This window comes from Shewanella sp. SG44-6 (assembly GCF_014164185.1).
Lineage (GTDB): Bacteria > Pseudomonadota > Gammaproteobacteria > Enterobacterales > Shewanellaceae > Shewanella > Shewanella vesiculosa.
Map to the genome: position 1 here is coordinate 1 of NZ_JACJER010000125.1, position 13,367 is coordinate 13,367.

Annotated in this window: 11 protein-coding genes and 1 pseudogene; 11 read left to right on the top strand and 1 reads right to left on the bottom strand. The window is 39.6% G+C overall.

Annotated features, from left to right (window positions below):
- Positions 1-317, top strand: a pseudogene (locus tag H5185_RS17780) (aminoglycoside phosphotransferase family protein); the annotation flags it as partial.
- 132 nt (positions 318-449) lie between these two features.
- On the top strand, positions 450-1,157 hold the full coding sequence (gene yjjG, locus H5185_RS17785; RefSeq protein WP_182697755.1) for a pyrimidine 5'-nucleotidase: 708 nt from the start codon (positions 450-452) through the stop codon (positions 1,155-1,157).
- Positions 1,158-1,237: 80 nt separating this feature from the next.
- Here yjjG and H5185_RS17790 read toward each other — a convergent pair whose 3' ends face one another.
- Positions 1,238-3,793: a penicillin-binding protein 1A gene (locus tag H5185_RS17790; protein ID WP_182742753.1), complete on the bottom strand. Its 2,556-nt coding sequence runs from the start codon at positions 3,791-3,793 to the stop codon at positions 1,238-1,240.
- Between the two features lie 186 nt (positions 3,794-3,979).
- Between H5185_RS17790 and H5185_RS17795 the strand changes: the two genes are divergently transcribed.
- From H5185_RS17795 to H5185_RS17835, 9 genes are all read left to right on the top strand, one after another.
- Entirely contained in the window at positions 3,980-5,059 is a 1,080-nt protein-coding gene (locus H5185_RS17795) for a pilus assembly protein PilM (protein ID WP_124017489.1), read from the top strand.
- Positions 5,047-5,631, top strand: coding sequence for a PilN domain-containing protein (locus H5185_RS17800; RefSeq protein ID WP_182742754.1), 585 nt, complete (start codon positions 5,047-5,049; stop codon positions 5,629-5,631). Before H5185_RS17795 ends, H5185_RS17800 begins: the two co-directional genes overlap by 13 nt.
- The gene (locus tag H5185_RS17805; protein ID WP_124017491.1) at positions 5,628-6,245 is read left to right on the top strand and encodes a type 4a pilus biogenesis protein PilO; all 618 of its coding nucleotides are present in this window, start codon (positions 5,628-5,630) and stop codon (positions 6,243-6,245) included. The genes H5185_RS17800 and H5185_RS17805 overlap by 4 nt, the downstream gene beginning before the upstream one ends.
- The gene (locus tag H5185_RS17810; protein WP_124017492.1) at positions 6,245-6,763 is read left to right on the top strand and encodes a pilus assembly protein PilP; all 519 of its coding nucleotides are present in this window, start codon (positions 6,245-6,247) and stop codon (positions 6,761-6,763) included. Before H5185_RS17805 ends, H5185_RS17810 begins: the two co-directional genes overlap by 1 nt.
- 21 nt (positions 6,764-6,784) lie before the next feature.
- Positions 6,785-8,833 carry a type IV pilus secretin PilQ family protein gene (pilQ, locus tag H5185_RS17815; RefSeq protein ID WP_124017493.1) on the top strand — a complete coding sequence of 683 codons (2,049 nt, stop codon included), beginning with the start codon at positions 6,785-6,787 and terminating at the stop codon, positions 8,831-8,833.
- A 447-nt stretch (positions 8,834-9,280) separates the two neighbouring features.
- Positions 9,281-9,796: a shikimate kinase AroK gene (aroK, locus tag H5185_RS17820; protein ID WP_011635865.1), complete on the top strand. Its 516-nt coding sequence runs from the start codon at positions 9,281-9,283 to the stop codon at positions 9,794-9,796.
- 8 nt (positions 9,797-9,804) lie between these two features.
- On the top strand, positions 9,805-10,881 hold the full coding sequence (aroB, locus tag H5185_RS17825; protein ID WP_182742755.1) for a 3-dehydroquinate synthase: 1,077 nt from the start codon (positions 9,805-9,807) through the stop codon (positions 10,879-10,881).
- A gap of 39 nt (positions 10,882-10,920) precedes the next feature.
- A complete protein-coding gene (locus tag H5185_RS17830) occupies positions 10,921-12,324 on the top strand; it encodes an ATP-binding protein (protein WP_182742756.1) in 1,404 nt (467 codons plus the stop codon).
- A gap of 132 nt (positions 12,325-12,456) precedes the next feature.
- Positions 12,457-13,293 (top strand): Dam family site-specific DNA-(adenine-N6)-methyltransferase, encoded by an 837-nt coding sequence (locus tag H5185_RS17835; protein ID WP_182742757.1) that lies wholly within the window; start codon positions 12,457-12,459, stop codon positions 13,291-13,293.
- Positions 13,294-13,367: the final 74 nt, after the last annotated feature.

Consider the following 13,367-nt stretch of genomic DNA (forward strand, 5'->3'; position numbering starts at 1 on the left):
GCTCTCCTGAGGCGGAAGATTCGACTAATTTAGCCAATGTTTACGCGCGTCCTGAAATTATTATTGCCGCTGCCAACTCTTATATTGCTTCTCTTGTTGGTATTATTACTCCGCTTGAAAAGCGTAGTTTGTGGCTAGGAACCAAAGTGATGCCATTAATGCTTGGTGTTCGTTTTTTAACTGATTATTTAAATGGTGACGTTTATTTTGGGATTAAATATGAAAACCATAATCTTGATCGTGCCATCAATCAGTTAACCATTTATCAAAGTCTAGTGCAGCAAGAAACTAGGTTAATGTCTTTATTTAGCGCTTAGTCAGTATCGTAAAAATCATCTCGTTATATTGCCCATTGCTAGCCAATACCAATAGTAGACCAAAGCTCTGCTCGATAACTTTTATTATTCAAACTTAGTTAGGTTAGCATTTTTAAAATAAGGATTTAATTGATGTCAAATATGCTCAATAAGTATAAATGGATTTTATTTGATGCAGATGAAACACTATTTCATTTCGATGCATTTGCTGGATTAAAATTAATGTTTTCGCGCTTTGATATTGATTTTAGTGCAGAAGATTTTTCTGTTTATCAGCAGGTTAATAAACCGTTATGGGTCGAGTATCAGAATGGTTTAATCAGCGCTGCACATTTGCAACACACTCGATTTACTCATTGGGCTGCTAAATTATCCGTAACACCACAGCATTTAAATAGTCAGTTTTTAAGTGCTATGGCTGATATTTGTCTCCCTTTACCGGGAGCTCGTGAATTAGTTGATTCATTGTCGGGTAAGGTCAATTTAGGCATTATTACTAATGGCTTTACCGAATTACAAAATATCCGTTTAAGTCGTACCGGTTTCCAAGATGCATTTAATCCAGTGGTGATTTCTGAACAACTGGGTAAAGCAAAACCTGATGTAGCTATTTTTCAGCATGCGTTTAGCTTAATGGGAGAGCCGCAGAAGCACCAAGTGCTGATGGTCGGTGATAACCTACACTCAGATATTTTAGGGGGGATCAATGCGGGTATCGACACATGTTGGTTAAATCATCATGACCAACCTATAAGCGATAATATTGTTCCCAGTTATCAGGTACGAAATTTAACTGAGCTACATCAACTATTGATACCGAACACATCAGTGGCAGGTTAGCTACATTGTAATGTCATATCATCTGTTATAAAAAAGCCATTCAGTTGAATGGCTTTTTTATTAGCTAATGTAAATCGATATTACTGGAATAAATCTTCAGCAACATTGTCGATAAAGATATCTCCACTTTGCTGAGTTTCAGTGACATATTCTTTAGGTTCGGTGCCTTCAACAAAGTACTCAAACTCTGTCGTATAGTCTGTTTTTCGAGTCAATTTACCCGTGGCTAAATCAATACGCGCAGATACAATCCCTTTAGGCGGAATGACGGGCGCTTCTGGGGTGCCAGATAGGGCTTTATTCATATAGTCATTCCAACCAGGACCGGCAGTTTTTGCTCCTGCTTCAGCACCTGATATTTGATCTGGATCGCCATTAGCCATCCAGCTTGAACGGCCTAATTGACGACCATGATCATCAAAACCAACCCAGAAGGTTGCGGTTAGTGTAGGATTAAAACCACTGAACCAAGTATCACGAGATTCGTTAGTTGTTCCTGTTTTACCCGCAATATCATGACGTTTAATTAATTTTGATGCTCGCCAAGCCGTACCATTCCACCCCGTTCCATGGCTCCAGTCACCGCCACCCCAAATCACGCTTTTTAAAGCTTCAGTAATCAAAAATGCTGTCTGTTCAGAGATAACTCTTTTGGCAAAATGAGCTTGTGGATTAGTACATACATTTTGCTCTGCGGTGATTGAGCTGACATTCTCTTGATCTAACTCTGTTGCCATCACAGTAAATGGGTCATCAATATCAGTAAGCTCTGTTGGCCCTGTTATAGATGGTTCTGGTTTACTGCATGCAATAGTTGGAATGGTTTGTTCAACCATGTTGTCGTATGCATCGGTGACATGATCGATAAAGTAAGGCTCAACTAAGTAGCCACCATTAGCGAAAGTATTAAATGCAGTAGCAACTTGTAATGGTGTTACCGATGCAGAACCTAAAGCTAACGATTCATTGCGTGGTAAATCACTTGGGTCGAATCCGAACTTTATCAGCTCTTTTATGGTGTCGTCTAAACCGGTATGTCGCATTGCTCTAACTGACATAACGTTAATCGACTGAGCTAAACCCACACGTAAGCGTGTTGGCCCACCGTAGATATCAGGTGAGTTCTTTGGTCGCCATGCAGTACCTTGGCGGGTATCGGGTTTGTTAATTGGTGCGTTATTGATAAGCGTAGCCAAGGTGTAATCTTTTTCTAAAGCTGCGGCATAAATAAAAGGCTTAATATTGGAGCCTAATTGACGCTTAGCTTGAGTCACTCGATTGAATTGACTCTGGCTAAAGCTAAATCCGCCTACAAGCGTTTTAATTGCTCCGTCATGAGGTTCAAGTGAGACGGTTGCACTCGATACCTGAGGAATTTGTGATAATTGCCAATGCTTACCATTGTGACGGATCCAGACTTGTTGGCCGGCGGTTAATATATCGCTTGCAAGTTTAGGTGGTAAGCTCTGACGTTTATCGCTAATAAACTTACGCGCCCATTTTAAGCCATTCCATTCAAGAGTCAGTAGTTCGCCTTTTTCATCAATCACTTGTGCTTGTTGGTCATTTACGCTTAGCACTGCTGCTGGCATAATGCCCTGTACCGAAGACGTGCGCTTTAAAATCGCGACAATCTCATCGTTGCTTAGTGGTGTATCAGTCCATAATTCAGTGACAGGGCCGCGGTAACCATGACGTTGGTCGTAAGCAAAAACATTATCTCTTAATGACTCCTGAGCCATCAATTGTAGATCTGAAGATATAGTGGTGTAGACATTATATCCATTGGTATAGGCGGCTTCTTCACCGTACTTCTGGATCATGTAATCACGTGCCATTTCCGAAACATATGGAGCGTATAAGTCAATTTCAGCGCCATGATATTTCGCGGTAGAAGCGCTATTGATGGCTTCTTGATATTCTGCTTGAGTGATATTACGTTTCTCGAGCATGCGGCTTAGAACCCAATTTCGACGAGATATTGCCCGTTCGGTATTTCTAATAGGATTTGCTGCTGATGGTGCTTGTGGTAAACCGGCAATCATTGCCATTTCTGGTAACGTCAGTTGGTTAAGTTCTTTACCATAATAAACTTGCGCTGCAGCACCTACACCATAGGCACGGTTACCTAAAAATGAGCGATTTAAATAAAGAGCTAAGATTTCTTTCTTAGTGAGTGCTTTTTCAATTTTTAGCGCTAGAAATATTTCTTTTACTTTACGAATGTACGTTTTCTCATTCGATAAGAAAAAACCTCGGGCAACTTGCTGGGTTATCGTACTGGCACCTTGACTTTTCTTACCCGTCGTTATCAAAATGACCGCCGCACGAATAATACCAATTGGATCAATGCCATTATGTTCAAAAAAGCGCGCATCTTCGGTATCGAGCACGGCATTAATTAACTGAGTCGGGACCTCTTCATACTCAACAGGTATACGACGTTTTTCACCAAACTGAGAAATCAGTTTGCCATCGCGGCTATAAATACGCAGCGGAGTTTGTAATTGAACCGTCTTTAGCGAATTAACATCGGGTAAATCGGGTAGCACATAAAAATAAGCGGCAGCTATAGCAGCAATGCCAAGTAGTGATAGGCTAAAAAATGCAATTAATAAACGTTTAAACCACTTCACTCTAGAATTCCAGAAAAATTACAAATAGTGACGTTAGTATATAAGCGTGAGGGTTTTTGGTGAAGTAAAACATGAAATAACTAAATAGTATTTGTAAAATGTTGAAACATTTTATACAAATACTTATAACGAGTTGATTATGTGCTAATCTCTTAGAAAATAAAAATACAATTGTGATGACGGACTATGATTTCAAAATTATGGAAGCGTCAAGCACCTCAAATGGTCGGGATCGATATTGGATCTCATGAAATCAAAGCCATATTGTTGAGCAAGACTGCGGATGGATATAAAATTCAAAACCATGCGGCGGTTCCTGTTAGGAAAGGAGCTGTAGTTGATCATGATATTCGTGATTCTGAAGCGGTACTTGAATCATTAAGACAAATTCGACGGGGATTACCTAAATCCCTCAAATTTGCTGCTGTTGCTGTTTCAGGATCTGCTGTAATGACTAAGGTCATTTATATGGATGCTGCGTTGAATGAAGAGGAAATGGAAGCTCAAATTGAGATTGAAGCTGACAATCTTATTCCTTATTCGCTTGATGAAGTCAGTATTGATTTTGAAAGACTTAATCCTAACATTACCGATCCAACGAAAGTGAATGTGCTACTGAGTGCATGTCGCACCGAAAACATTGATTCACGAGTAGATGCACTAGATGCAGTCGAGCTAGATGTAAAAGTTGTCGATGTGGAAGCCTATGCTTTAGGACGTTCTGCAGAATTAATTTATGGCCAGTTACCTGATGGTGCTAAAGATAAATCAATCGCCATGGTTGATATCGGTGCCAATATGACCACATTCTCAGTGGTTGAAAATGGTGATACTACTTTCATACGTGAACAAGCTTTTGGTGGTGAGTTATTTACTCAATCAATCTTGTCATTTTATGGAATGCCCCATGATGAGGCTGAACGAGCCAAGATAACAGGGCAATTACCCCGTAATTATATGTTCGAAGTTCTATCACCTTTTCAGACGCAATTATTACAACAAATTAAACGAACCTTACAGATATACTGTACTGCCAGTGGCCGTGAAAAAGTTGACTACATCGTTTTATGTGGTGGTACAGCTAAGTTAGAAGGAATGGTTGAATTACTTACCAACGAGTTAGGTACTCATACTATTCTTGCTGACCCCTTCCAAGGCTGTTTGCATGCAGATGATGTGATGAAAAGTCAGCTTCAACCTAATATGAGTAAATATATGGTGGCATGTGGTCTTGCGTTAAGGAGTTATGCTCAATGGCGAACATAAACTTATTACCTTGGCGTGAAGAGGCAAGAGAGAAGCAAAAACGCGACTTCATCGGTATTTTAGCATTAGTCTTTTTAGTGACTTCATTAATCGTTTATTTATTTCTGGGTTTTCTGGAAGTGGTCACTGATGATCAACGTCAACGCAATGCCTATTTGGAATCGGAAATTAGTTTGCTTGATACCCAGATTGCCGAAATTAGAAAAATTACCGAACGTAAAAAAGACATAGAACGTCGCACAGAGATTATTCTCAATTTACAACAATCGCGTAATTTACCGACCCATGTTTTAGATGAATTAGTTCGAATTGTTCCGCCTGGTATTTATCTTTCAAGTATAGAGAAGAAAGGTAGCGTGTTATTAATTGAGGGACGAAGTGAATCGAACAATAACGTCGCTAATATGATGAGAAAGGTTAAAACTTCTGCTTATCTGAATGATCCGAGTATGCAATCGATTGTGACCCAAAATGAAGAGTTAAGGCAGTTACAACGTTTTAAATTACGTGTCACTATTCGTGATGATTCACAAGAAGCGAATGTTGATCCGAACCAAGGAGCGAGAAAATGAATCTCGACCTAGATCAATTTAACGATATCGATTTTGAAAACATTGGTGGTTGGCCTAAGCTGGTAAAAATTGTATTTGCTGGTTTCTTGTCTCTATGTGTTATTGGTGGCAGTTATTACTTGTTTATTTCCGACTCGATCAATGAGATGGAAGCTGAACAGCAAAAAGAAATTCAATTACGTGAAGATTTTGAAACTAAATATCGTTTAGCAGCTAATCTTAAACTGTACCGTGAGCAATTAGACGTGATGGAAGTGCAGTTTGCCGAATTGCTTAAAATGTTGCCTTCTGAAAATGAGATGCCTGGTTTATTAGATGATTTAACGTTTGTTGCTACTGATGCTGGCCTTAGAATTAATAGCCTAGATTGGGATGATGAAATCGAACGTGATTTTTATATTGAATTCCCAATTAAGATGTCAGTGGAAGGTGATTATCATAAAATAGGTAATATGGTGAGCGGGGTTGCAAAATTACCTCGAATTGTCAGTCTGCACGACTTTATTATAAAGCAGAACGATAGTGGTGGTTTATCAATGGATATTCTCGCTAAAACCTATCGCTTTAAAGAAGGGGCAGAATTAACGCAACAGGCCAATAAGGGACAGAAATAATGAAATTTTTGCCTTTATTCTTATCAATGGTGTTTTTATTGAGTGGTTGTATTGGCGATCGCAGCGATTTAGAGCTATTTGTTACTACTACAAAGGCACAACACGTCGCCCGTATACCGCCTTTGAAGCAAACACCAAAGTTTGAACATTTTGCATATCAAGCTGAGTTAATGCGCAGCCCGTTTGTTCCACCATCAAGGGAATTGACAGAAGAGGTGATTGATACATCTAAAGATTGTTTACAACCAGACTTAAAACGTCGCAAAAGTCGTTTAGAAACTTATGCATTAGACAATTTAAGAATGCGTGGAACATTAAGCGAAGATGGAACTATTTGGGCTTTAGTCGAATCTAGCGATGCCAATGTTTATCGCATGGGTGTAGGCGAGTATTTAGGGCTTTATCATGGCCGAATTGCTAAAGTAACGCCGCAATTTATCGAAATTATAGAATTAATCCCTGATGGTTCGGGTTGTTGGTCAGAAAGATCCAGCAATTTAGAATTATCAGGAAAATAACGTGCGAAGGATGAGAGAATAATGGAATCTTCTGCCGCGATAAAAAAAGCAATAACAAAGTTATTATTTTTTAGAGCGTTTTTAGGCGCAGTATTATTAATGGGTTTAATACCCAGTGCGATAGCTGCTAATCGTCTTATGGACGTCAAATACCATTCAATGGTTGATCATCAATTAGAATTAGAGTTGATTTTTGAATCATCAATAGTGTCACCGTCTGTCGATTTATCGGCAGATCCAGCAGAAATCATGTTGAATTTCTCTGATACTATTTCTAATTTAACTAAAAACAATATTCCGGTGAATACTGTTGGCGTAAAAGAAATTAATACACAACAACAAGGTGGCGATTTACAGATCATTGTTGCAATGAATAAAGTAAAACCGTACCAAGGTAAAATTGTTGGTAATAGTTATCGGTTAACGATTAATGATGATGTCGCTGGTCCAGTAGAAGCTAATAATCCATTTGTTAACGGTATTAGTAGTATTGATTTTCGTCGCAACAAAACTGGTGGCGGAGAAATATTATTTAATCTAAGCAATCGTTCTGTAGCCGCTAATGTTGAACAAGTTGGTTCAAAGCTCGAAATAAAACTCTATAACACCGATATTGGTAATGATTTGCTTTATGTTATGGATGTACAAGATTTTGCCACACCAGTGAATAGTTTTGAAACATTTAAAGACGATCTTACTGCCCGTATCTTGGTTGATGTTGATGGTAACTATGACTACAACTACCGCCAAGACGGTAATGTGTTTAAAGTTAGCATTGATAAAGTTGAACGAGTTTCGGTTGCTAAAGAGGCCAAAAAATATAATGGTCGCTCATTGTCACTTAACTTCCAAAATATTTCAGTCCGTACTGTTTTACAAATTATTGCTGATTACAATAACTTTAACCTTGTTACCAGCGATACCGTAGAAGGTGAAATTACCTTACGTTTAGATGACGTGCCTTGGGATCAAGCCTTGGACCTTATTTTACAAACTAAAGGTTTGGATAAACGTATTGAAGGCAATATTTTAATGGTTGCACCAAGTGAAGAGCTTGCTATTCGCGAAAGTAACGACTTGAAAAATCGCCAAGAAGTAAAAGAGTTAGCCCCGTTATATTCTGAATATTTACAAATAAACTATGCTAAAGCCGTCGATATAGCGGATTTACTTAAAACTACCGATTCCACTCTACTATCATCTCGCGGCAGTGTTGCCGTTGATGAACGTACAAATACGCTATTGGTAAAAGACACTGCGGAAATTTTAGAGAACGTACACAGATTAATAGATGTATTAGACATTCCTATTAAGCAAGTATTGATTGAAGCCCGCATGGTGACAGTGAAAGACGATGTGTCTGAAGATTTAGGCATCCGTTGGGGCATCACCGACCAGCAAGGCACAAAAGGCACCTCTGGTACCATTAATGGTGCCACTGATATTGCTAACGGTATTATCCCAAGTGTTAATGATCGTCTTAATGTAAATTTACCGGCAGCAGCAAGCTCTGCAACCAGTATTGCTTTTCATGTTGCTAAATTGGCTGACGGTACGGTACTTGATTTAGAGTTAAGCGCATTAGAGCAAGAAAACAAAGGCGAGATTATTGCCAGCCCACGTATTACGACGTCTAACCAAAAGTCGGCGTATATTGAGCAGGGTGTTGAAATCCCCTATGTTGAGTCAGCATCTAGTGGTGCAACAACGGTTACCTTTAAAAAGGCAGTGTTATCGCTTCGGGTAACTCCACAAATTACCCCTGATGACCGTGTTATCCTTGATCTTGAAATTACTCAAGACTCTCAAGGAACAACGGTTGCCACCGCGACTGGTGAAGCTGTTGCGATTGATACTCAACGTATTGGTACCCAAGTGCTGGTTGATAATGGTGAGACCATTGTGCTCGGTGGTATATACCAACAGAACTTAATTAGCCGAGTGAGTAAAGTACCGGTATTGGGTGATATTCCGTTAGTAGGCTTCTTATTTAGAAACTCAACTGACACCAACGAGCGTCAAGAATTGTTGATTTTCGTTACCCCTAAGATTGTTGCTGATAAACGATAGTTTTCTTTAGCGATAACGAGCATAAAAAGCCAGCGACGTAAGCGCTGGTTTTTTTATGGTGCATGTTTATGAGCAGCAAATTACCACTGAGGATAAATACACTAGCGGTAAATATCACTCAAGTGAGTAAAATGACTGCCTATGGCGGCAATAATAGTGACTTTATTAAAGTTTATAGCGAATGATATTAATTAGATTATGTTGTCTGCAGTAAACTATAGTCTTTGCATTAACAAACACTTAACTGTACACATTACATTATTTAGGGTGTTTTTATCTTCGAGGTTATAATAAAATCATTATAAATAGCTGTGATGACTTGCAAGCGGTAGCCCTTAACTGAGATAATCCTTCGTCAAGTCTCAATAGAGCAAGGTTAAATTATAGGTCGGCTTGAGGTTTAAGTCGATAAGGCATTCTTCCATATAAGATTCAGACGTATACGAAATGGCTGAAAAACGCAATATTTTTCTGGTAGGCCCTATGGGCGCAGGTAAAAGCACAATTGGTCGCCATCTGGCGCAAATGCTGCATTTAGATTTCCACGATTCAGATCACGAGATTGAACAACGTACTGGTGCAGATATTGCCTGGGTGTTTGATGTTGAAGGTGAGGAGGGTTTCCGTCGTCGTGAAGCTCAAGTCATTGGTGATCTTTCAGAAAGGCAAGGTATCGTTCTCGCGACAGGTGGTGGTTCTGTTCAGAGTAAAGATATCCGAAACTATCTTTCTGCTCGAGGTATAGTGGTTTACTTAGAGACAACTATCGACAAGCAAGTAGCGCGTACTCAGCGTGATAAGCGTCGCCCGTTGTTACAAGTAGATGATCCACGTGAAGTGCTCGAAAGCTTAGCGGAAATTCGTAATCCTTTATATGAGGAAATTGCGGATGTTATCGTTAAAACGGATGAGCAAAGCGCGAAGATCGTCGCAAACCAAATTATCGAGCAACTCGGCTTTTAGGTAACAACATGCAACAGATTCAGGTTCAATTAGGTGATAGAAGTTACCCCATTTATATTGGCCAGGATTTGATGAATGATAGCGAGCTATTTGCTCGCTACCTAACAAACAAGAAAGCCTTAATTGTTTCAAATGACACCATTGCTCCGTTGTATCTTCAAAAGATACAACAAGCGATGAGCGCTTGCGCGCGTGTTGAAACGGTTATTTTGCCTGATGGCGAAAAATTTAAAGATTTACAACACCTAGATTATATTTTTACTGAACTACTTGAGCATAATTTTGCCCGAGACTCAGTCTTAGTTGCTCTCGGTGGTGGTGTTGTTGGTGATATGACTGGTTTCGCGGCAGCGTGTTATCAGCGCGGTATTGATTTTATGCAAGTGCCGACAACATTATTGTCCCAAGTTGATTCTTCTGTCGGTGGTAAAACGGCAGTAAATCATCCTCTTGGAAAAAATATGATTGGCGCATTTTATCAACCCAAATCTGTGATTATCGATACGCTTTGCTTACAGACATTACCTGCAAATGAGTTTGCAGCAGGTATGGCAGAAGTCATTAAGTACGGTATTATTTGGGATGCAGAATTTTTTCTATGGCTGGAAGAAAATGTTAACCCATTAAAGTCACTCCAGACTGATGCGCTTAACTATGCCATTGCAAAATGTTGTCAGATTAAAGCTGATGTTGTCGCGCAAGATGAAACTGAACAAGGTGTCAGAGCGTTATTAAATCTTGGGCACACCTTCGGTCATGCTATCGAAGCCGAAATGGGCTACGGAGTTTGGTTACATGGTGAGGCTGTCGCTGCTGGTACGGTTCTTGCGGCAAAAACTGCATGTAAACTCAATCTATTAGATGATTTAAGTGTTGAACGTATTTGTCAGTTAATGCTAGCGTTTGATTTGCCTATAACGGCTCCTGAGTCGATGGATTTTGAACAGTTTATTAAGCATATGCGCCGTGATAAGAAAGTTTTAGGTGGTAAGATTCGCTTAGTATTACCCACAGGTATAGGCCAAGCTGACGTCTTTAGTGATGTAGGTGAAGACTTGTTAAAACAGGTTATTAGCTGCGAATAAGTTATGCTTCCTACATCTCAATTATAGTGTGGTGAATCATTGACGACTCCAGGACTATTGTTACTCCCCACTCAAGAAGCGCTTATTCAGCGTTTACAGCATATTGCTAGCTATAGTGAACAGATGTCGGTGGTTTGTGGCGTTGATGGCTCAGGTAAATCTACGCTTACAGCTGCACTAGCCAGTGAGTTAGATGATTACAATTCAGCTTTAATTATATGCCCTCAACATGCCGATAGTGCAGAAATTCGTCGAAAAATTCTTGTTCAACTCATCTCTGCCCCCATATTTGATGACGAACGTCCTTTAATGGATACCGTTCTTAGAATTCAATCAAGTTTGAAAAAGCCATTACACATCATTATTGATGATGCCGATCTATTGCCTAAAGATATTTGGGCTGAATGCATTCTTCTGAGTCAAATCCATTGTGCTGGTAAACCTGTAGCGGTCACAGTAACGGTTAGCCCTGATTTTTGGTATACCTTAGTGGCAGATTTAACCGATGATATTCGTGCTAGATTGCTCCCGGTTACGATCGAGCCTTTATCGCTACCTGAGCGAGATGGTCTTTACCAGAGTTTATTACTTCGTAGCCAGCAAACGCCGTTTATTCCCCGTGAAATCATCCATAAACAATTAGAAAAACAGCAGGGCACGCCAGCTGAAGTGGTTAAATTATTAGCGTTAGCATTAGAAGAGCCGCAAACCAGCAAAGCATCTTGGCCCTGGTCGGCGAAAATGCTTATTGCCTTGTTTGCCATATTAGCGAGTGTGGCAATGTGGTGGGGTATTAGTCGTCAATTACCTCCAGCAATTTCTACATCGATATCGCCAACATTAACGGCTGAGCAATCAAGGTTGCGTGCCAAAGCAACAAAATATGTGATGAGTTATGCCGATAAAACATTAACCGCTTATTTTGCTCAGAGGCAATTGGTATTCACTAAGTCGAGCGCCAATGAGCAAGCACAGTTGCTTATAGAGGAGCAAGTCATTACAGATAGCCTAATTGAAGATAAAGATGCGACTGAGCTTGTTGAAGGTGTGCCTGTAGATAATTATACCGAGGTGGTGGTCAACTCATCATTAACGGGCTTGTCTTTTCAGGGGAAATTACCCAAAGCACAAGTTAATCCGGTCAATAAACCGAATGATATCGTTGAGCGAGACAATACTCCCAACCTAAAAGTTAAAGGGTTTACACTGCAACTTGCGAGTGTGAATGACAAAGATTCACTTACGCCTATATTAGTGAAATTGGCGCAAGAGCCGCAGGTTTACATTATGAGTTACAAACAACGTCACATTATATTATTGGGTGATTTTGAAACGGCTACGAGCGCTAGCTTAAAAGCGAAAAGTATGCAGGAAAAATATGGGTTAGCGGCACCTTGGGTTAGAAAGTGGGCCGACTTAAGTGATTATAAGCGACAAGATTAGTTGCATCATATTCTGGAGCATTTAAGTCAATAACATGAAGAATCAACACAATTAATCTACTTTAGCCGATGATAATTGTCGTTAAACAGAGTACAATCTTCAGCTTTAATTTTGCTGGTATAATTCCTTTTCATGATAAAAAAGCATAGAGCCTTTCTAAAGTGGGCAGGCGGTAAATACAAGCTCGTTGATGAGCTAGCAAAACACCTTCCAGTAGGCAATCGACTCATTGAACCTTTTGTTGGCGCGGGTTCGGTATTCCTCAATACTCAGTTTGATGATTATTTGTTGTGTGACATTAATCAAGACTTAATCAATTTATACCAAATTGTTCAGCAACAGCCTGATAAATACATTCAAGCGGCAAAAGCAATGTTTGTCGATGAGATGAATGACAAAGATGCCTATTATCGTATTCGTGCAGAATTTAATCTCTGTAGCGATCCATTTATTCGGTCAGTATATTTTCTGTATATGAATCGTCATGGTTTTAATGGTCTATGTCGATACAATCGTAAAGGTGGTTTTAACGTGCCGTTTGGCTCGTACAAAAAACCTTATTTTCCAGAAGCCGAAATTCGTTATTTTTCATTAAAAGCGCAAAAAGCGACCTTTAAATGTATAAGTTACGAACAAGCCTTTGATATTGCTGAAAGCGGCGATGTTATTTATTGTGATCCGCCTTATGCACCTTTATCGACAACAGCCAGTTTTACCACTTATGCCGGCCCTGGTTTTAGCCTAGACGACCAAGCATTACTTGCACGTCATTCACGGCTTATTGCTCATGAACGAAATATTCCTGTGCTGATCAGTAACCATGATATTCCGTTAACTCGAGAATTATATCGCGGTGCATCTTGTTCAACGATTTCGGTGCAACGTAATATTAGTCCTAAAGGTGGTTCACGTCATAAAGTCGACGAAATTATGGCGTTATATGACCATCATTATCGTGAAGAAGAATAATATTACAGTGGGATATTTAGCAAAGCAGGTAATTAACTTAAGACTTGGTTAACAATCAAGATTATTGAAATCAC